The following is a 21,762-nucleotide window of genomic DNA, read 5'->3' as shown; positions in this document are numbered from 1 at the left end:
ACTGTTGCTAGCCGCACCGAAGTTAACACCATATCAGCTTAAGATTAATTGATATGTATTGTCGTCAAAATGTTTTACACTTCGCCTATGAAAAAAAAAGCCTTAAAATCTGAACTTTCTGCTCTCAAAGCAAAGCTGCGCGCTACGAGTAAACTGCTTGCTCTGAATAATGAGCAAAGCGATAATCAACAAAAAACAACAGGAAAATCGTTAAATAATTCGGTTGCTCAGGTTAAGGAAGTGCCAAATAACAAAAAACTTTTTTCCGATGCTATCGGGCAAGTAAAACCGTTAATCAACGACAAGGTTCGGTTAACAAAAAGTGGCGCTAAGTCTAACACTTCCCTAAAAAATGACCAAGGGGATTACAAGGCTAATCAAGCGATTGCGCAATTTCATTTCTCTGATGAATTTGAACCCGACTTAAATAAACAAGGGCCAATGAAATATGTCCGTGAGGGGGTCGATAGCTTTGAAGTTAAAAACCTGCGCCGTGGTCATTATCAACCTGATTTAATTCTTGATTTGCACGGTTTAGATCAACACCAAGCGAAAAAAGAACTGGCTGCCCTACTCTTTGCTTGTCAAAAAGAACATGCACAATGTATCTGCGTGGTGCATGGCATTGGCTCACATATTTTAAAAAATAAAGTGCCACATTGGTTGGTACAGCACCCTGACGTGATGGCTTTTCATCAAGCGCCGCTAGAATGGGGCGGTAATGGCGCTATATTGGCGTTAATTGAACTTAAAGATAAATTTAATCGTGACTGATACCTAAGCTAAAAATGGGTAACTAGCAATGCTCTATTACCTGTTCCCTACTAGCATAAGTCCAGTGGTGACACTAAGCCCTTTAACTCTGACGAATCCCCACAATTTTTTACAAAGTACGTGCTTATAATTTTAGCTTCTGTTTTTTGTTTCTTCAGCGTCGCGGTGGCGACAACACCCAAAGAGGGCTATCGCCGAGCCCTCTCTGGACTCTCCCGGCGCTACGAATAAAACCTAATATTGCATTCAATCAAGTGCTTCAAGGAGCCGCGTTGATGTACGTCCGTGTACACGCCGCTTTTTCATCATCAGGACAATATGCGTCCTGCATTGTCTTATAAGCTGCATCCTTGCAGCGTCCTGATGAAAACACCTGCGCACTTTCAATCATTTCAGGGTTTTATCACGCAGATTTGGTGCTTTTGTCTTCTGGTTCTCACTCAGCCATGCAAGCAATTTTAGGTTATTGGCAATCCCTGAACGTTGGTAGGTAATGCGTTGCTGAAGTAATAAAAGTGAGTATCACAAGCATGGATGCTTGTGTAAGCCCCATGGATGGGTTTACGCGTCTCGCTTGTATACTCAGTAATGCGGAACAATAACTGGTCATTGCTTACATTAATATTTGTGGGGATCCCTCAGCCTTTAACTGCCCTTGCATGACGTCAAAATCATAGCCAATATGCCTAATACCTGCGATAGCGAAAATTGGCGCGTGCTCAGATAGACGTTAATTGAGCCAAAAGATAAGTTTAATCGCGAGTAATCACCTATTAAGCAATGACCTTACTAGCATAAGTCCAATGGTGATACTAAGCCCTTTAACTGGCCTTGCATGGTGTCAATATCATAAGCGATATGCGCAATCCCTGCGGTAGCAAAAATGGGCGCCTGTTCAAATTGGGTTAGTTCAGCAACTAAGTAACTCACTAACGGCATATGCGAAACAATTAATAAACTTTGCTCTTGCTGAACGGGTGATTGCTCACCTGAGCTTTGCTGCTCAATACACCAACCATCAATAAAGTCATGAACCTGTTTGGCATCACCCGACGGGGTAATAAAATCTAACGTAGTTATAACTGTTTGCATCCTTGATGTGACAATTTCACAAGTTTGCTGCGCTCTAAGATAAGGGCTAACAAAAACCTGACTCGGGTTTGTTTTCATTTTTTGAAGCCAGGTTGCCATTAATTTTGCTTCTTGGTGACCTTGATTGGTGAGTGCCCTTTGACTGTCATCACGACTGCCTTGGGCACTAAAGTTTTGAGCTTCACCATGACGCATTATAAAAATTTTCATTAATTCTCTCGCCGAACACTGAACCATCATTTAAGAGTGAGTTCTCGGATTTGTTCAATTTTTAGCTTTTTTACAATTTTTTCAGCTAAAGTATTGAGTCTTAGTTATTTTTGCGGCTATAGTAATAGAAATTAACTCGCTTTAGTAACAACTGTTAAGAATAAATAGGCTTTTTTTATTCCTTTAAGTAATTAAGGAATTGCGTTATCTCCCTGTTAATTACATAAACCATCCATATTTTCGCCATACGCTTTGCAGTTTAAAGTGTTCTTAGGAGCCTTAGTATTGAAGCAAAGTCCCAATGATTTAAAGCAATATCAAGCAATTACTCTAGCCAATGGTTTACGAGTACTACTTATCCACAATGATGAAACCGCTAAATCTGCCGCAGCCTTAGCAGTGAATGTGGGTCACTTTAATGATCCTAAAGATCGGCAAGGTTTAGCACATTTTTTAGAACACATGCTTTTTTTAGGCACAAAAAACTTTCCTGATGGCAGTGAATATCAAAAATTTATCAGTCAACATGGCGGAAATCACAATGCCTGGACCGGTACTGAGCATACCTGCTTTTTCTTTGATATTAGCACCACGAAATTTTCCTCGGCATTGGAGCGCTTTAGTGAATTTTTCATTGCGCCGTTACTCGCTGATGATTTTGTTGTTAAAGAGCGTGAAAATATTGAGGCTGAATTCACCTTAAAATTAAAAGATGACATCAGGCGTTTATACGATGTCCATAAAGAGACCGTTAATCCGGAACATCCATTTTCGCAATTTTCAGTGGGTAACCTCGACACCTTAGCAGATAGAGATGAACAGCATATTAGCGAAGAGCTACAAGACTTTTTTCAGCGCTATTATCGTGCCCAGTACATGACCTTAGCTCTTGAAGGGCCGCAAAGTTTGCATGAACTGAAAATTCTAGCCGAGCAACTCTTTACTCAAATAAAATCAACGGATACCGCACTACCTATCATTGAGCAGCCATTATATTTACCCGAACATCAAAAAATTAAAATTGATGTCTGCCCGGTTAAAAATGACCATCAACTCATCATCAGCTTCGCCATGGCAAGTATTGATAAGTATTATCAAGACAAACCCGAGTCGATACTGGCCTATTTATTAGGCCATGAAGGTGAAGGCAGTATTTTATCCTTGCTTAAAAAACATCAATGGGCGCTAGCCCTAACCGCAGGCTCTGGTATAAACGGCTCCAATTTTAAAGATTTTAATATCAGTATTGCCTTAACTGAACTAGGCGAAGGCCACCTTAATGAAATAGTCGATATTATTTTTGCTTATATTGCGTTATTAAAAAACAATAAAATTGCTGAGCACTATTATCAAGAAAAACAAAAAATAACCAACTTAGCATTTATCTATCACGAAAAAATGCGGCCTTTAGATAGTGTTAGCCAACTTGTCATCAATATGCAGCATTACCCCGAAGAAGATTATATCTTTGGTGATTATGCGATGTCAGGGATGTTACAAGACAACATTACTAAGCTACTCAATTATTTACACCCAGACAATATGCGTCTTTTGCATATTAGTCAGAAAAATCAGTTTTCAAAAAGTAGTTTTTGGTACCAAGTGCCCTACCATGTCTCGCCCTTATCAACAGTGCAACTAGCCGGTTGGCGCAATAGTAGTGTAAGAAACCTTGTGCACACCCAAGGTTTATTTTTACCGGCAGAAAATGCCTATATTATTGCCACACCGATTATTTATCCAAGTACTCAACCGGCGACACCCTTGACAGAAAAAGCCAAGTTGCCCGATAAAATCCTCAATAAAAGTGGTCTCGTAGCTTGGTATAAACAAGACCACACTTTCAAAGTACCCAAAGGGTATTTATATATAGGTATCGACTCACCTTTTGTGGTTGCCAGTATTGAAAATATTGCCATGACCCGCTTATTTGCCGATTTATATACCGATACCGTCATTGAAGAAAATTATGATGCAGAACTCGCCGGTATTCATTATCACTTATATGCCCATCAAGGTGGTGTTACGGTGCAGTTATCAGGCTACAGTGAAAACCAGCATTTGCTGTTAACTAAACTGTTAAAACGACTAAAGAGTCATCAAATAACCGAAGCGCACTTTAGTTTATTTAAACAACAGTTGGTAAAACATTGGCAAAACAGTGATAAAAGTAAGTCAATATCACAGCTATTTGCCACGTTAAGCTCCGTAATGCAGCCCAACAATCCTAGCAGTAAATCTTTAGCACTGGCTTTGAGTCAAGTTAGCTTTAGCCAATATCAGCACTTTAGCCAACACTTGTTTGAGCAAGTAACATTAGAAGTGCTTATTCATGGCAATTGGTTAATGGAGCATGCTTTGCAATTATGCGAAACCATTGAGCAAGCATTTGCAGACAATGTTAATGCTAAATATGCCATACAATGCCCGGTAACGGACCTTAAGGCTAAAGGAACTTTACTGTTACCACTTTCCTTGCCTGAGCACGATCACGCTAGTGTGGTTTATACAGCCTTTGAACACAAAGACGATGCTGTGGTAGCACTTACCATGATCACTAGCCATATATTATCGCCCTTATTCTTTCAAAAAATGCGTACTGAAAAACAATATGGTTATTTAGTGGGGGTCGGATATGTACCCATTAATCGCTATCCTGGCATCGCTTTTTATATCCAGTCACCGCATTGTGATGCCTTTACTTTGGCACAAGCCATGGATAAATTTATCACCGATAGTATTAAAGTACTCGATGAGATTGACGACGAAAAATGGCAAAACTTACTCCAGGGCTTAGCGAGCCAGTTACAAGAAAAAGATCATAATTTAAGGATAAAGAGTCAGCGATTCTGGGCGGCCATTTGTAATAAAGATGAAAATTTCTCACAAAAAGAAGACTTACTCCAAGCGGTACTAAGTTTAACCTTAGCGCGGGTAAAAGCCTTTATTGAAACCAGTTTAGTCAGTGCTTGTCAGCCAGATAGGCTTATTCTCTATTCACAAAGTGACGAGCTAGGGCAAAAGCCGGTTGGTGAAACAATTACCGATATTGAAAGCTTTATTAAGACGTGTGCTATTAAGTACTAAAAGGCAGCTAAAAAAATTGCCATTAACAAATTTCCATTTACAACGTTCCAATAAAAAAGGCTGATGAGACTCATTGAACGCTTAGGTTCAAAAAGTCTCATCAGCCTTTATTGTTATGTAGCTAATAAGCTTTATTTAGCGATTAGCCTTGTTAAGCTTACAACGCTTAAGCAAGGTTAAAGTTAAGCTTAACCGTAATAACTTTGGTCGTTCTCAGCCATAGTGACTAAGGCATCACATGGTGCATAACGCTCTCCATGTTGCTCTGACCATTGACTTAATTGCGCAACCACTGACTTAGCACCAATTTTATCTATATAACGTAGCGGGCCACCTAAAAATGGTGGAAAACCAATACCGAAGATGGCGCCAATATCACCGTCTCTGGCATTACGAACTATGCCTTCATCAACACAACGAGCGGCTTCATTTAGCATCATATAAGTACAACGTTTGCTAATTTCTGTTGCCGACAGGCTGCCCGCAGGTTTAATGCCTAATAAGCTATAAATAGTGCTATCGACCTGCTTTTGTCCTGGCTTAATACCTTTAAGACGATTTTGTAGGTTTTTGATAAAGCTATTCTTTTGATATTGATAAAAACCCTTGTTGGCTTTTTTACCTAAACGGCCATCGTTAAGTAATTTATCAAAAGCGGCTGGTGCGGCAAAACGATCACCTAAGTCAGCTTGTAAAATTGGCCCTATCTTTGCGCCAACATCAATACCAACTTCATCAAGTAATTGCATTGGGCCGACAGGGAAGCCAAACTTCACTAGCGCCTTATCTATTTTATCTACTGGCTCACCAGCAAGCAGTAAAATAGCGGCTTCGTTCATGTAAGGCGCTAAAATACGGTTAACATAAAAACCGGCTTTGTCTTTTACAACAATCGGGGTTTTACCTTGTTTCTTGGCAAAAGCGACCGTGTTGGAAATGGTTTGATCCGAGGTTTTTTCATGGGGTATTATTTCTACTAACGGCATTTTATCCACCGGTGAGAAATAATGCAGGCCAATAACATTTTCAGGACGCTTCGCCTTAGCAGCAATTTTCCCTATCGGTAAACTTGAGGTATTACTGGCAAAAATAGTTTTATCATGGCCGTGTTCTTCAATTTCTGCCACCATATTTTGTTTCAACGTCAAGTCTTCAAAAACTGCTTCAACAACAATATCAATTGATTTAAAGCCAGTATATTCAATACTACCGGTGATCATCGCCAATTGTTTTTGCATTTCACTTTTAAGCATAAAGCGACGTTTTACTTTTTTGTTCAGTAATTGATAACCATACTTTAATGCTTGGCTAATGCCCTGGTGATTAATATCTTTCACGCGCACTGGCACATTGGCTTTTGTTGCCGTAACAAAAGCAATGCCGCCGCCCATTAAACCACCACCTAAAACGCCGGCTTTGCTCATTTTTTCTGGCATCACATCAGCAACGCCCTGCTCTTTTTTCATCGCGGTGGTAGCAAAAAACAACTGACGTAGCTGCGCTGATTCATCACTCATCACCAAGTCGGCAAAATGTTCGGCCTCTAACTGGTAACCTTGGTCTGCTGAAGATTCTAAACCTTTACGTACACAATCGATGATCTTAGCTGGTGCAGGGTAATTACCCTGGGTTTTAGCAAGTACCGACTTTTGCGCTTGTTGATAAACAATATTGCGACCAACTGGATTATTTTCCAATAATTTATCCATCAACACTTGTTTACGTTTAACACTATTTTTACCGTGTTTATGTAAGCTAATGGCTTTTTGCTCAGCAACATCAAGTAAAACACTACTCGGTACAACATCATCGACTAAACCTGCTTTTAACGCTTGTTTCGCACGTAATTGTTTACCGGTAAGCATCATGTCTAACGCTTTTTGTAAACCCACTAACTGAGGCAAACGCTGTGTACCGCCACTACCCGGTAGTAAACCTAACTGTACTTCAGGTAAGCCTAAAGAGGTTTTGAGGCTATCACTACAAATTCGGGCGTGACATGCCATAGCAAGCTCTAAACCACCGCCTAAACAAGCGCCATCTATAGCGGCGACAATAGGAATAGTTAATTGCTCAATTTGTGAGAATATACGCTGTCCTTGACGAGATAGAGCGACAACTTCCTCACGGCTTTGACACGCATCAAGCATGTTAATATCTGCGCCAGCGACAAATGTGCCTTTTTTGCCACTACACAGCACAATACCTGTGATAGTTTTATCCGCTTTGATCTCAGCAAGTATTTCATTAATTTGCTCTGAAAATTCTGCTTTAAGGGTATTAACACTTTCACCAATAACATCAATAACCAAGTGGGCAATGCCGTTATCATGACGTATTAGCGTAAAAGCACTTGTTACTGAATCGGTACTCTTTTCTGTCTCAGTCGTCTCAATATTGCTCTCGATATCCACTGCTTGGTTTGTTTCTTTATTATCTATTGCTGCACTCATTAATCTGTCTCCACAATCATAGCTGCACCTAAACCACCCGCAGCACAAGCGGTTGTTAAACCAACACCACCGCCACGACGATTTAACTCATTAAGGGTTTGAGTGATAAGTCTAGCGCCTGTTGCTGCAAACGGATGGCCATAGGCAAGTGAGCCGCCCATAACGTTAAACTTATCCATATCTATATCACCAATGGCTTTATCACGGCCAAGGTGTTCTTTAGCAAATTTAGTACTACCAAACATTTTCATGTTAGCTAATGCCTGAGCGGCAAAGGCTTCGTGCATTTCAATTAAATCTAAGTCTGCTAAATTCATTCCCGCGCGCTGTAATGCAATTGGCGTCGCGTAACTTGGGCCCATTAACATGTCTTGCCAAACATCAATGGCGGCAAAACCAAAACTGCGAATATAACCTAATGGCTTATAACCTAACTCTTTTGCTCTACCTTCACGCATCAATAAAATGGCAGCGCCACCATCAGTTAACGGGGTACTTGTCGCGGCCGTAACGGTGCCATGTTTGCGATCAAAAATTGGCTTTAATCTCGCATAACTTTCTAAAACCGAGTTTTCTCGAATACAGTTATCTTTATCAATAAAGGTTTTATAGGGTTCTGTATGGGCCGTCATTACTTCGCCGGCTAATTTACCCTCTTGCCAACTTTTGGTCGCTAAGGTATGCGATCTATGGGCTAAGGCATCTTGATCTTCACGAGATATTTGATAGGTTTTCGCCATTTGTTCAGCGGTTTCTCCCATCGAAATACCAGTAGAGTACTCTGCCACGGCAGGAGAAACGGGAAATAAATCTTTCAAGCCAAGACGAGAAAGTAAAGACAAGCGCTGCCCAAAGCTTTTTGCTTTAGTTAAATCTACTAAGGTACGGGCAAGTTTTTTCGACACACCGATAGGCGCTACCGATGATGAATCAGCGCCACCAGCAATACCCACGTCAACATGGCCAGCCATAATAGACTCAACAACATTCACCGTCGATTGAAAGCTCGTCGCACAGGCGCGAGATACACTGTAAGCATCAGTACTGACATTCATGCCGGTACCTAAAACAATTTCACGAGCAATGTTTGGCGCTTCTGGCATTTGCACCACTTGACCAAAAACAAGTTGATCAATAATTCCTGGGGCAACATCGTGTTTTTGCAGTAATTCATTAACAACTAATTTCCCTAAATCAACTGCTGGTACGCCGTGAAAAGCAGTTGCCTGTTTAGCAAACGGAGTACGCAAGCCGGCAACGACGGCTATACGCTCACCCGTTGATGTTGTTAGTTTTCTTATTGTCATTTATTACTCCACACACTCAGTTGTAATGTTATTTATAATTCGAAACTCAAGAGGTCTGACCTCATGAAGCTAACTTGATTCTAACTAAATCGTGAAAAAATTCAATCTTTACCTGAGTTCAAAAAAGATAAATATCAGTTTTTATCTTTTGCCAATATAAATAATCATAAGATTTTTGTTACTTATCACTTGTTTTCTTTCACAAAAACCTTATATAAAATACTATATTAATTTTCTATTAGTATAACTACTAGTTAAAAAATGTACTCAGAGCGAGTCAAAACTAAGTTAACACTAATATCCTTATGGCAATGAGCATTATTAAAAGAACCTATTTGTATGGCAATTGAACATTTTTCTACCTTAAAACAACATTTATCTTCACAAATCATTGGTCAAGAAGCGTTAGTTGAAAGTTTGCTAATTGCGCTACTTGCCGATGGTCACTTAATTGTTGAGGGTCCGCCGGGGCTGGCAAAGACTCGTGCGGTTAATGCGCTAGCCCAAGGATTAGAAGCGGATTTTCATCGCATTCAATTTACCCCTGATTTATTACCCGCAGATTTAACCGGTACTGATATTTATCGACCTGAAGATGGCACTTTTGTTTTTCAACCGGGTCCTTTGTTTCAAAACTTAGTTTTAGCCGATGAAATTAACCGAGCGCCGGCGAAAGTACAATCCGCATTATTAGAGGCGATGGGCGAGGGACAAATAACGGTTGGTCGTAAAACTTATAACTTACCCGATTTATTTCTGGTGATGGCCACGCAAAACCCTATTGAGCAAGAAGGAACTTACCCGCTACCTGAAGCACAATTAGATCGTTTTTTGATGCATATTGAAATTGGTTATCCTGACGCAGCAGCAGAGCTTGAGATTCTTAAACTCAACCGTGGTGAAGCATTAAGTTCAAATGCTAAACATGGCAGTGAAGACTCAGCTAAAAAAATTAATCGCCCAGAGAAAGATAAACTACGGGTGTTAAGCCAAAGCGAGATATTCTCAGCGCGTGAGCAGGTGCTTAATATTCATATGGCACCATCGCTCGAGAGCTACATGGTCGATTTAATTATCGCCACTCGCCAACCTAAAAAATATGATGATAAATTAAGTTCATGGCTTGCCTACGGTGCTAGTCCTCGTGCAACCATCGCCCTAGATCGCTGTTCTCGTGCACGTGCATGGTTACATAATCGTGATTTTGTTAGTCCTGAAGATATTCAAGCGGTTTTCCATAATGTCCTTAGACATAGAATATTACTCAGCTATCAGGCCGAAGCGGAAGGTATTACCTCGAACCAAGTACTTGATCATATTTTAACCTTGGTCGCGGTTGCCTAGCAGCAATACCGGGGATTGGTGAGTATGTTGATGAGCGTCGCTGTTCGTCACTGCACTCACCGTTAGCATATTGAGTTGGCTTATCAAAGTCGAATTATCAAATAGAGTTGTAGTATGTGGTTTAATCGTCAAAAACAAACTTCTGCAGAGAAGGTAAGCCAAGATTCTTGTCAATCTTTACTCGCTAGTTTGTACAGCAATGGTATCGATTTATCTATGCAGGAGCTTTTACAATACCAAAGTAAGAGCCGCTTAATTGACTTGGCAGGTAAAAAGAATATCCAAGGTAAACAATCCGGTAATTATTTGTCTCGTAGTAAAGGGCGCGGCATGGAATTTGACGAAGTGCGTCATTACCAAACTGGCGATGATGTTCGTTCTATTGATTGGCGTGTCACGGCGCGCACAGGTAAAACTCATACTAAACTTTTTCGTGAAGAGATTGAAAGGCCAGTACTGGTTGCTACGGACTTAAGCCAAAGCATGCATTTTGGTAGCAAACTTTTGTTTAAATCGGTGCAAGCCGCTCATTTAGCATCGCTGGTAGCTTGGCACACAAAAAGTAGAGGCGACCGTTTAGGTGGCTTAGTTTTTTGTGATGAACAACACATCGAATTAAAACCCCGTAGTCGTAAAGCAGGGGTATTACATTATTTACATGCCTTAACCACGTTGAATAATCAAAAAAAACAAGTAGCCAAACCCAAACAAGTAACTAATCCCAACGATGAAGTAACAGCAGCAACAACCGAGCTGAAATATCAACAAGCAGAAAAAGCACGCCAGCAAAGTCATAACTTTGAACAACATTGCGCTCGTTTACGCCACCTTGCTAAGCCAGGCTCATTGGTGTATTTAATTACCGATGGACATGCCTTTAGAGATGAGCAACACTGCCAACATGCCTTAAGGCACCTCAGTCAGGTTAGCCAACATTGTGAATTAGTGGTGTGCTTAATAAGTGATCCCCTTGAGTTGACACTACCTGAAAGTTCTTTGAAGTTAGCGGTCACCCTGACCGATGGCATTAATCGCCAACAATTAACCTTGGGCGACAAAAATACAGCCATGCAGTACCAGCAACAAGCCTTAGCACAGGGTGAAAAAATGCAGTTATTGTTGCAATCAGCCGGCGCCCGCGTCGTACACCTTAGCGCAGGAAAAACCCTTGAGCAGCAATTGAAATATGGGATATCGTTATAATGTTTACAGCCAATCCCTCATCACCTATGCCCTCCTCGGGTCAAGCAGCACAACTGCAATTGCATGATATCCATGTGCCTGAGCAGGTCAGTAACTTGCCCGTTGCACCAGGTTGGTGGCTATTGCTAGCGCTTATAATCATCACGGCTGTTTGGTCTTACAAAAAAATAAAACAAAGACAACGCTTAAGCGCCAGTAAAAATAAAGCACTGGCAATACTGGCTAACAACCAAGCCATGAGCGCAAAAGAATGCATAACCTTATTAAAATGGACTGCGATGCAATATTTTAGTCGTCAACAACTCGCTAAAATATATGGTGAAAATTTCCAACATTTTTTAACTCAGCAATTACCGCTGAAACACCAAGCGCATTTTACCACCTTAATCACACCCGCTGTTCAAGGGCAATATCAACAAACCCTTAGCAGCTCTGGCGAGATTGATGGTCACTGTCAACAAGCCACTAAATTATGGTTAACCCATGCGCTGCCTATCAAAAGCGCGTCAACTCGCCACAATGTTAAGCCGGTTGAGATGGATAGTGCCTCGGATGAAGCCGTTAATGTTGGCAAAGAAAAGGAGTTAAGCGCATGATAAGTTTTGCTTGGCCTTGGCTCTTCGCCCTATTACCGCTACCTCTGATTATCTATTTGTTACCGGCTAAAAAAAATGCCAGTCAACAAAGTGCCTTGATAATGCCGACACTGCTTAATGTTGCAACGACCTCATTAAGCCAACAACAAAAACGAAAAGCGCCGCTCATAGTATTATCAATTTGCTGGCTATTATTGGTTATCGCCATTAGCAGACCGCAATGGTTAGGTGAAGCCATTGATATACCCAGTGAAGGCCGAGAAATGATGATTGCCGTTGACCTCTCCGGCAGTATGGAAATAGAAGACATGAGTCTTAATGGCCGTAATGTAAACCGCTTACAAATGCTTAAAGTAGTCTTAGGTGACTTTATTGAGCGAAGAGTAAGTGATCGCCTGGGTTTAATATTATTTGCTGATGATGCTTACATGCAAACACCCATGACCTTTGACAGAAAAACCGTTAAGCAAATGTTAGACGAAAGTGAGCTCAATCTCGTTGGCCGCAAAACGGCTATTGGCGATGCCATTGCGCTCGCGGTTAAGCGTTTTGACGCCAAGCAAGAGTCCAACAAAGTTTTATTATTGCTAACGGATGGTCAAAATACCGCTGGTAAGATCACGCCAGAGCAAGCGTTAGAGCTAGCTATTGCCAAAGGTATTACTATTTATACCGTAGGTATTGGCGCCGATGTCATGATGCAACACTCTCTTTGGGGTACGCAACGTATTAACCCCTCAAGTGATTTAGACGAACAAAGCTTAGCCAACATCGCCGAGCAAACAGGTGGTCAATACTTCCGCGCCCGCGATAGCCAAGGCATGAATGAAATCTATAGTTTGTTAGATAAACTGGAGCCGGTAAAGCAAGACCAGCAACAAATGCGGCCACTCAGTGCTTTATATTATTGGCCATTGTCATTGGCTGCATTACTTTGTTTTCTCTATTTACTTGTCTTACATTTAGACTTTTTATTACCCGCTAAAAACATAAAAAATGATGATAAACGCGCTAATTCCCACAGTGGGAGTGGTAACTAATATGTCAGCCCAACAAACCAACTTAACAACTGAACTTTCACAATCTGCTAGCAACTTCGCCTTCAACGGCTTTAGTCTCGACGGGATAGTCGATAACTTTCACTTTATCCGCCCCGCGTGGTTATTAGCGTTTTTTGCGTTATTTATTGTTTTATATCTACTGAAGAAGATTCGCTATTACCAATCACCTTGGCAACATTTTTTACCGGCTCATTTAGCGAATGCTTTATTAGAGAACTCACATAGCCAAGCAACTACTGTCGCTTCATCACAAGGCCGCTATTGGTTGAAACCCTTAGTTATTGGCTGTTGTATTATTGTTGCCCTCGCCGGCCCTGCTTGGCAGAAATTGCCACAACCAGTTTATCAGTTAGAGCGCGGCGCAGTACTTATCATGGACATGTCTTACTCCATGTATGCTACGGACGTGAAACCCAATAGACTAACCCGTGCTCGCTATAAAGCCTTCGATTTACTGAAAAAAGTGCATGAGGGTGATGTTGGCTTAGTCGCCTATGCAGGTGATGCCTTTATTATTAGCCCCTTAACGCAAGATGTGAGAAATATCGAGTTATTATTACCTGCTCTCTCCCCTGACATTATGCCAGTTCATGGTTCAAATGCGCTAGCAGCACTAATACTAGCGGATCAAACACTGAAAAATGCTGGCCATATTAGCGGTGATATTTATTGGTTTACCGATGATATTGATAATGAAGATTTGTCAGACATTTATACCTGGGCAAACAATAACGACCATAAACTGAATATTTTGGGCGTGGGCACTAGGTATGGCGCACCGATCAAATTAACCAGTGGCAAGTTACTTAAAGATTACCAAGGCGCTATTGTTATTCCCAAGTTACCTAGCGATAGGCTTGCTGGAATCACCAAGCGTAGCCGAGGGGTGTATCACACAATAACCAATGATGACGCCGATATTAACGCGCTAACAGCTCACTTAAGCGCTAGTCTTGATGACCAAATTAATGGCCAACAAAACGAAAATCCAAGTAAACAAGTAATACAAGGTGATCAATACCAAGAACAAGGGCCGTGGTTACTCATCATTATATTGCCACTGTTATTAAGTTATTTTCGCCGCGGTAGTAGTATATTAGCGGTAACATCACTTATGCCGCTAACACTAATATTCGCCTTAACGAGCGTCAGTACGAACAGTTATGCCTTCGAAGCAAAGCCAACGCCGACAACCGCAATTGCTGAAACTAAGACTGAAGCAATGACGGATAGCACAACACCCCCCAGTGGTGCTAAGCAATTTTGGCAAGACTTATGGCAAACCTCGGATCAACAAGCACAAAAACATTATCAACAAAAAGATTTTAAACAAGCCGCCGAGCAATTTGAAGATAGCCAATGGCAAGGTAGTGCCCACTATAAAGCCGGAGACTATGAACAAGCATTACAAGCCTTTAAACAAAGCGATAGTGCTCAAGCACTTTATAATCAGGGCAATTCGTTAGCACAGCTACAACAAGTTGATGAAGCGATTGATGCTTATAAAGACGCGCTGAAAAAAGATGCTAACTTAAGCGATGCCAAAGACAATTTAGCAAAACTTGAAGCACTTAAAAAACAGCAAGAAGAGCAGAAAAAGCAAGACTCTCAAGAAAATTCTGACAGCGACAAACAGGACGAACAAAAGCAATCCCCGCAAGAAAAGTCTGAAGGGGAGCAACAGCAAGGTGACCAACAAGGAGACCAATCTCCTTCCGATGAAAACTCACCAGAGCCAGACCAACAGCAAGAAGGTCAAAACGAGCAGCAAGATAAGCAGTCTCAAGAGGCTAAACAAAAAGCACAGCAAGAAGAAAAAGATAAACAAGCTAAGGCTGATGATGCAAAAGAAGACAAGCAGCCAAAGTCCGACGATGAAAAATCTGCTGCGCAACAAGCCATTGATAACAAAGCACAAGAGACACAACAAAAACATCAACAATTATTAAATAAGGTAACAGACGACCCTTATTTACTTTTACGAAATAAAATGCGCCTCGAATATCAAAAACGCCGACATGACGGTGCGCCTCAAGGAGTAACTAAAAAGTGGTAAGATATTTTTCACAGCATTTAGCAGCTAAGCAGCCGTTTTTTTCGCTACCGAATACAGTATTAATTTTGCTAATGATGGCCTTATGCTTATTAAGCAATAATGTTTATGCGCTATCAAAAGTTACGGCGACGGTTGATAAAAACCCAGCCATGATTCACGAGTCAATATTATTAACGGTCACGGCTGATGACGATGTTAACCGAAATGCACTCGATACTAGCCCACTACTCGATGATTTTATTGTTGGACAAACCTCAGTCAACTCACAAACCAGTATGGTTAATTTTAAAACTAGCCGTACCACTCAATGGAAAATCGTCTTAATTGCCCGTAATGCCGGTCGATTTATTATCCCTGCCCTGAGTATTAAAAATAAAAAAACTGAACCTATTGAGTTAACTGTACTGGCCTCAAACGAGAACAGTGATGATAAACAAACTGATATTTTTGTTACCAGTGCGTTATCCCATGATCAGGTTTATGTCCAACAGTTATTGACCCTAACAATAAAGCTACATTTTGCTGTTGAACTTAAAAGTGGTAGTTTAACTGAGCCTAATTTAATCGGTGCAACGATTGAGAAAATTGGTCAAGACAAGCAGTCTGATAGCATCATCAATGGTAAGCGTTACCGGGTAATTGAACAAATTTATGCGGTTACTCCCCAGCAGAGCGGTGAATTTACCTTACAAGCGCCAGTGTTTTCCGGTGAAATACTACAAGCATCTAAACGCCGTTCGAGCTTTTTAAGCTTTGCCCAGACTAAACCGGTTAGCATTTTAGGAGATGAACTCAATCTCAAGGTTTTACCTGTACCTGACAACTACCCTAGCAACGCGCAATGGTTACCTACTGACATACTGACTTTACACCAAGAGTGGCAAGCCCCTAGTGAGCAATTCACTGTAGGCGAGCCGATAACCCGAACGATAACGTTAACTGCTGCCGGCCTTTCAAAAGCACAATTGCCTAAGCTTGATATGCAAAGTAGTCCAGGTTTGAAAATTTACCCAGACCAAGCTGAGCTGCATGCCAATATTCGCAACGGCCGATTGATCAGCCAAAAAGTACAAAACTTTGCTTTAGTGCCAAGCACAGCTGGAGATTTTGTCTTACCACAGATGAGCATTACTTGGTTTAATACCATTACCAATAGAATTGAACAAGCGACTTTACCATCGAAATCCATTTCAGTTAAAGCGGCTGAAGGTGCGATATCCCAAAGTTCAACCAATGAATTTAACCTTGCAAGTAAGCTAAATAAAACGACTGACAACAGCGATATTCGCGCTAAAAGTCTTGCCCCGCAAAGTGCTACTACTGGCCCTATAATTACCAATCAAGATAAAACGCTACAATGGCTCTTTCTTGGTTTATGGTTATTAACGACTTTGGCATGGCTAGTACAGCATTTTTATTTATCGCAAAAAAAACCCGTCAAGATGCGCATTAATCACACAAAAAATGCCGGTAATCATTATCTGGCCCTACTCGCGGCTTGTAAGAAAAACAACGCCGAGCAAGCGCTGAGCCTAGTCTTACCTTGGCTAAAAGAAATACTCTCCCGTGACAAACCCGAGATAAAAATCAGTAATATTGCTCAAGCCCAAGTTTTTGTACAAGAGCAAAGTTTTGCCACTGCCTTAAATGATTTACAGCAGCACCTGTATGGAAAAAGCGCTATAAACGGTGCCGGGTCATGGCAAGGAATGGCGCTACTTACCGCCATTCAAACGGTGGATAAGCAGCAAGGCGCTAATACTAAGATTAGTGGGTTGTTACCGCTTAACCCATGATCCATAATCCATAATCCATAATCAATCATCCTGAAGCTAGGCCAAAACTTGTCTACAATAAAGTACGTTACTTGATCTCTTGGCCATTGAGTAACTTACTTTATTGAATCACTTAATAGCTCGTGTGGTTGGTTTTTCTTAAATAATCGCTCCTCGTTGAAATTAACTTCCCCCTGCTAGGGTCTATAACCATATGATGACAAAACAAGTTAGATATGAAGCGCTAGTTAAGGCGCTACACGGTGATTTATATCGCTATGCCTATTGGCTCTGCCATGAAAAACAAGTGGCTGAAGACTTAGTGCAAGAAACCTTTTTACGAGCCTGGCGAGCCTTGGATTCGTTAAAGGATGAAAAAGCGGCTAAGTCATGGTTAATCACTATATTACGGCGTGAGAATGCCAGACGTTTCGAGAGAAAGCGCTTTGAGATGAGCGAGTATGAAGAGGCAAACATAACCGATACCCAATCAGTAACCACTGAGCAGCAGCTTGAAAATCACTGGTTAAGAGAAAAAATAGCGAAATTGCCGCCAGAATATTCCGAGCCGTTAATTTTGCAAGTATTGGGCGGTTTTAGCGGCGAAGATATAGCTGCAATGTTAGACCTAAATAAAAACACCGTGATGACACGGTTATTTAGAGCAAGAAACCAACTTAAAGAAGCTTTAGAAGCAGAGCCGGTAAAACGAGGTATGTACAATGGATGATTTGCAATTTAGGCGTGCTATATATGCTGATCCCAATAATCAAGATGCTGACTGCATCGCGGCTCAGCAAGCCGACCCTAGCAAAAAACAATTTGCTCAAGATATTTGTCAGTTAGACGAAAAAATAATGCGGGCTTTGCAAGTACCCGTACCTGAGGGTTTATCTGAAAAACTGATCTTGCGCCAAACGTTAGCAAGTCACCAAATACATAAACGCAAAAAAAGAGTACACCTAGCACTTGCCGCCTCCGTTGCTATTATCGGTGGCTTAATGCTTAATTTTATGCAGTTTTCCAGTGCTTATACTAATTTAGGTGATTATGCCCTCGCCCATGTTTATCATGAGCAAGGTGATTTTGCTAACAATACCAGTGGCCAAGTAACACTCGCGTCACTCAACCAAAAAATGGCTGCCTTTGATGGTAACTTTAGTAAAGCCTTCGGTAAGTTAATCTCTGCAGATTACTGTCGATTTGATGGCATGAAGAGTTTACATCTGGTGTTTCAAGGTAAAACTAGCCCAGTAACAGTGTTTGTGGTGCCTAAGGATGAGCAATTACGCTTTAGCCCTACCTTTAATGATAAACAGCTGTTTGGTAGCTCTATTGAGTTTAAACACAGTAATATCATTGTAGTCGCCGATAAGAATGAATCGTTACAGCAATGGCAACAAAATATCAGTGAAACGGTTACTTGGTCGATATAAATTTTGATAACAAAGTAAACGAAGTTAACTACCGTAAAACAAAAAAGCCCAGATAGTCACTATCAGGGCTTTTTTAAAATCATTTTTTCACTGGTGTTGTTCATTAACAATGAAATTAAATGAACATCACCAATGACATAATCAATAACGGTTTATAAGGTATTTTCAAACAACTTATAGATACGACGATATTCATCTAACCAAGAGCTTGGTTGCACAAAACCATGTGGCTCTACCGGGTAGATAGCCGTTTCAAAGTTTTCTTTCTCAAGCTCAATTAGTCGTTGTACTAAACGTACCGTATCTTCAAAAAAGACATTATCATCAACCATAGGTGCATTAATTAATAATGGTTTATTAAGCCCCTCGACAAAATAAATCGGCGAACTACGCTCATAAGCAATGGCATCATCTTCAGGGGTATTTAAAATGTTAGAGGTGTAGCCATGATTATAATAAGCCCAATCTGACACTAAACGTATTGCTGCACCAGAAGCGAATAAATCAGGGTCAGTGAACATTGACATTAAGGTTAAGAAACCACCGTAAGAGCCACCATAAGTACCAACACGATTGACATCAACATTAGCGTTTGCAACTAACCATTCAACACCATCACGCATATCTTCTACTTCAGGTTTACCCATGTGGCGATAAATAGCCGTACGCCAATCTCGTCCGTAACCTGCTGATGCACGGTAATCCATGTCAATAACCACATAACCTTGCTGGACTAACATAGAGTTGAACATAAATTCACGGAAATACCCTGACCAACCTAAATGAGAGTTTTGTAAGTAACCGGCACCATGAGTGAACATTACCGCACGATTTTTAGTGGATGTTTTATCGAAGTTTTTTGGTAAATATACTTTCGAGTAAATCGGTTCTTGCTGATTACTTGAAGCAATAGCCACCACGGTTGGCGCAACCCAAGGCATCGCTAAAAACTGCTCTGATACGGTATGAGTGATTCTTTTCGCAGTATCTGAAGTCGTCAAACTTTGCACATAAAGCTCAGGCGGCATAGTAACGGTAGAGTGTTCAATTAATAATTTTGATTCATCAGGGCTGATTGCATAGTCATTTTTACCACCTAAGTCAGTCAATGCAATTATATTTTTAGCCATATCCACTTGGTAAATTTCATAAATACCAGGGTGTTTTTTATTGGCTTTGAAAATAAAACGTTGATTATCCTGGGTTGGCGTAACCTTGCTTACTTCAAATTTACCTGACGTTAACTTAACGGCTTTAGCGTTTAAAGGCTTGTGATATAAATGTGAGTAACCCGACTCTTCTGATAAGTAATATAAACTCGCGACTTTACTGGTAGTGGCATTAGCCGCTAACCAACCAAAGTCATTAAAACTCCAGTTAATCCACGCATCATCATGTAGTTTGTGTTGGCTCACAAGTTGTTTTTTAGCAAAGTCTACGGTAGTTAACCAACGCGTTTTGTTATCCCAGGCTTCCAACATAATCGCCAAGTGTTGGCCATCAACACTCCACTTAATGGGATTGTACATTTGCAGTACGTGAATATTACGCGCTTTTTTCTGGGATGTGTATTTTTTCCCTTCACGCGCGTAGTTTTCAGCTTTAACGCTCGCTAACACATCTGCATCAAAGCTGGGTAGGGTCTCGTAGCTTAATGCTTTTTTTGTACCCGTAACTAAATCGAGAATAAAGAGTTGCTCTTGATAGGGTCTGTTATTGGCAACACGAGCACGTACTTTCTCAGCGGCGATAATGCCATCTTTAGTAATATAATTAGGCATGATATCTGTTTTATCACGGCTAGATTTAGCAGAAGTGATGCTCACTAATAACTTATCACCTGCTGGTGAAAGACTAGTATGGGCGATTTTATACCCTTTACCAAAATAAAAATTACTGTCATTTACCGCAGAGTTTTGTGCAGCTAAACGCTCTTTCTCTGCTTGCTTTAGCTTCTTATTACGCTGTTGCAAAGCAATATAGTTAATTAGCTTATGTTGCTCTTTTGCCAGATAGCTTTTAGGCTCAGTAACGCCCACAGGTTTATCTGCCATTTTCAGGCTTGCTAATTCTTTAATTTGACCGGTTTGCACATTGTGGGCATAAAAAACATTGCCCACTTGGTAAGCAATATCGTCATTGGTCAAAAAGAGTGCTTTACGCTCATTGTTTGAAGTAAAAGTAAGTTGTTTTACTTCATTAGTGGCGAGTGTTTTAACAAAAACATCACCATTAAAGGTATAAACTTTATGGCTACGAGCTTGATTTAACACACCATTGGTATCAGCAACTTTATGTTTATTTGCTAGTGCTACTGGTACCGTATCATTGCTATTAGCTAAATCAAGGGCAAACAAATCGCGTAGCGGGTTACCTAGTTGCTTTTGCTTAAAATAAACCGTGTTACTATCATCGCCCCAGTACCATGATTCAGGTGCACGACCAAACCAATCTGGATCTGCCATAGCTTGCTGTATGGTAATAATATCGGTTGATTGTGCGTTGACGGCAACAGCACCTTGAACTTTCTCTGGCGCACTGTTGGTAACTTGCTCATTAAGCTGAGTATTACTACAAGCAGCCAATGAAAAGCTAAGCGCCGCGGCGATGAGTTGTATTTTCATAAAATAAATTCTTTTGTTAAGTTTTTTGTTAAAGAATGAAAGTTGAGGGTCAAATGAACACTCACACTGTCTGATGTTATTGTATCTTGAATTTAGCTAAATTAATTTTGCTATAACCCGGTATCCTAATCGAAAAAATAAACTAGCGGTTAAAGAAAACGACCAATACCGCTTTATCTGCGTTAAAAACACGGTAAAATAAAACAGTTTACACATAATACCATTATTGGACATATTGTTATGCTTTGCCCTTGCGGATCAACCGTACTATTTAATGCTTGTTGCCAACTTTTTATTACACAAAAAAACTACCCCACTACGCCTGAGCAGTTAATGCGCTCACGCTTTAGCGCCTATGCAATCAAAGACGCTCGATATATTTTTGATACTTACGGCGCAACTCAGCGCTTAAGCCAGTCGGTTAGCGATATTCAATCCTGGGCAGATGAATGTCTATGGCTAGCCTTGGTGATACATGAAAGTAGTTCAACCACAGTAGAGTTTTCAGCCTATTACGTTGTTGACAATACCGTGTGTGAATTAAGAGAGAAATCTAACTTTGCCCTTGAAGAAGGTCGATGGCGTTATATTGATGGCAACATTAGCAAGCATAATGAAATAGCGAAAATAAAGCGCAATGATATATGTCCATGTAACAATTATCCAACGGCTTGGTCGGCAAAGAAAGGTAAAAAGTTTAAACATTGCTGTGCTAAGTAGTTATTGAGGTATTTAGATATTTAT

At 40.7% G+C, this 21,762-nt stretch carries 15 protein-coding genes; 11 read left to right on the top strand and 4 right to left on the bottom strand.

Annotated elements, in window-relative coordinates; all coding sequences use genetic code 11:
- The first annotated feature begins 87 nt into the window (after nucleotides 1–87).
- Nucleotides 88–774: an endonuclease SmrB gene (gene smrB, locus F580_RS0110690; protein WP_157443077.1), complete on the top strand. Its 687-nt coding sequence runs from the start codon at nucleotides 88–90 to the stop codon at nucleotides 772–774.
- Nucleotides 775–1,563: 789 nt separating this feature from the next.
- Here smrB and sixA read toward each other — a convergent pair.
- A complete protein-coding gene (gene sixA / locus F580_RS0110685) occupies nucleotides 1,564–2,076 on the bottom strand; it encodes a phosphohistidine phosphatase SixA (RefSeq protein ID WP_019027723.1) in 513 nt (170 codons plus the stop codon).
- A 285-nt stretch (nucleotides 2,077–2,361) separates the two neighbouring features.
- Here sixA and F580_RS0110680 point away from each other — a divergent pair, with 285 nt between their 5' ends.
- The gene (locus F580_RS0110680; RefSeq protein ID WP_019027722.1) at nucleotides 2,362–5,163 is read left to right on the top strand and encodes an insulinase family protein; all 2,802 of its coding nucleotides are present in this window, start codon (nucleotides 2,362–2,364) and stop codon (nucleotides 5,161–5,163) included.
- A gap of 188 nt (nucleotides 5,164–5,351) precedes the next feature.
- Here F580_RS0110680 and fadJ read toward each other — a convergent pair whose 3' ends face one another.
- Nucleotides 5,352–7,616, bottom strand: coding sequence for a fatty acid oxidation complex subunit alpha FadJ (gene fadJ, locus F580_RS0110675; RefSeq protein ID WP_019027721.1), 2,265 nt, complete (start codon nucleotides 7,614–7,616; stop codon nucleotides 5,352–5,354).
- A complete protein-coding gene (gene fadI / locus F580_RS0110670) occupies nucleotides 7,616–8,923 on the bottom strand; it encodes an acetyl-CoA C-acyltransferase FadI (RefSeq protein ID WP_019027720.1) in 1,308 nt (435 codons plus the stop codon). Before fadI ends, fadJ begins: the two co-directional genes overlap by 1 nt.
- A gap of 339 nt (nucleotides 8,924–9,262) precedes the next feature.
- Between fadI and F580_RS0110665 the strand changes: the two genes are divergently transcribed.
- The 8 genes from F580_RS0110665 (at nucleotide 9,263) to F580_RS0110630 (ending at nucleotide 18,394) form a co-directional block, all read left to right on the top strand.
- Entirely contained in the window at nucleotides 9,263–10,267 is a 1,005-nt protein-coding gene (locus F580_RS0110665; protein ID WP_019027719.1) for an AAA family ATPase, read from the top strand.
- 114 nt (nucleotides 10,268–10,381) lie between these two features.
- Nucleotides 10,382–11,470 (top strand): DUF58 domain-containing protein, encoded by a 1,089-nt coding sequence (locus F580_RS0110660; RefSeq protein WP_019027718.1) that lies wholly within the window; start codon nucleotides 10,382–10,384, stop codon nucleotides 11,468–11,470.
- Nucleotides 11,470–12,066, top strand: coding sequence for a DUF4381 domain-containing protein (locus F580_RS0110655; RefSeq protein ID WP_019027717.1), 597 nt, complete (start codon nucleotides 11,470–11,472; stop codon nucleotides 12,064–12,066). The genes F580_RS0110660 and F580_RS0110655 overlap by 1 nt, the downstream gene beginning before the upstream one ends.
- A complete protein-coding gene (locus F580_RS0110650) occupies nucleotides 12,063–13,106 on the top strand; it encodes a vWA domain-containing protein (RefSeq protein WP_019027716.1) in 1,044 nt (347 codons plus the stop codon). The genes F580_RS0110655 and F580_RS0110650 overlap by 4 nt, the downstream gene beginning before the upstream one ends.
- A gap of 1 nt (nucleotide 13,107) precedes the next feature.
- Nucleotides 13,108–15,183 (top strand): vWA domain-containing protein, encoded by a 2,076-nt coding sequence (locus F580_RS25510; protein ID WP_019027715.1) that lies wholly within the window; start codon nucleotides 13,108–13,110, stop codon nucleotides 15,181–15,183.
- Nucleotides 15,177–16,979 carry a BatD family protein gene (locus F580_RS0110640; RefSeq protein WP_019027714.1) on the top strand — a complete coding sequence of 601 codons (1,803 nt, stop codon included), beginning with the start codon at nucleotides 15,177–15,179 and terminating at the stop codon, nucleotides 16,977–16,979. The genes F580_RS25510 and F580_RS0110640 overlap by 7 nt, the downstream gene beginning before the upstream one ends.
- A gap of 193 nt (nucleotides 16,980–17,172) precedes the next feature.
- Nucleotides 17,173–17,688, top strand: coding sequence for a sigma-70 family RNA polymerase sigma factor (locus F580_RS0110635; RefSeq protein WP_019027713.1), 516 nt, complete (start codon nucleotides 17,173–17,175; stop codon nucleotides 17,686–17,688).
- Nucleotides 17,681–18,394: a DUF3379 family protein gene (locus F580_RS0110630; protein WP_019027712.1), complete on the top strand. Its 714-nt coding sequence runs from the start codon at nucleotides 17,681–17,683 to the stop codon at nucleotides 18,392–18,394. Before F580_RS0110635 ends, F580_RS0110630 begins: the two co-directional genes overlap by 8 nt.
- A 152-nt stretch (nucleotides 18,395–18,546) precedes the next feature.
- Here F580_RS0110630 and F580_RS0110625 read toward each other — a convergent pair whose 3' ends face one another.
- Nucleotides 18,547–21,018 (bottom strand): S9 family peptidase, encoded by a 2,472-nt coding sequence (locus F580_RS0110625; RefSeq protein ID WP_019027711.1) that lies wholly within the window; start codon nucleotides 21,016–21,018, stop codon nucleotides 18,547–18,549.
- A gap of 240 nt (nucleotides 21,019–21,258) precedes the next feature.
- Between F580_RS0110625 and F580_RS0110620 the strand changes: the two genes are divergently transcribed.
- A complete protein-coding gene (locus F580_RS0110620) occupies nucleotides 21,259–21,738 on the top strand; it encodes a YchJ family protein (protein ID WP_019027710.1) in 480 nt (159 codons plus the stop codon).
- Nucleotides 21,739–21,762 lie beyond the last annotated feature (24 nt).

Source organism: Colwellia piezophila ATCC BAA-637 (genome assembly GCF_000378625.1).
GTDB classification, from domain to species: Bacteria; Pseudomonadota; Gammaproteobacteria; order Enterobacterales; family Alteromonadaceae; genus Colwellia; species Colwellia piezophila.
This window is presented reverse-complemented; position numbering and strand designations above follow the sequence as displayed.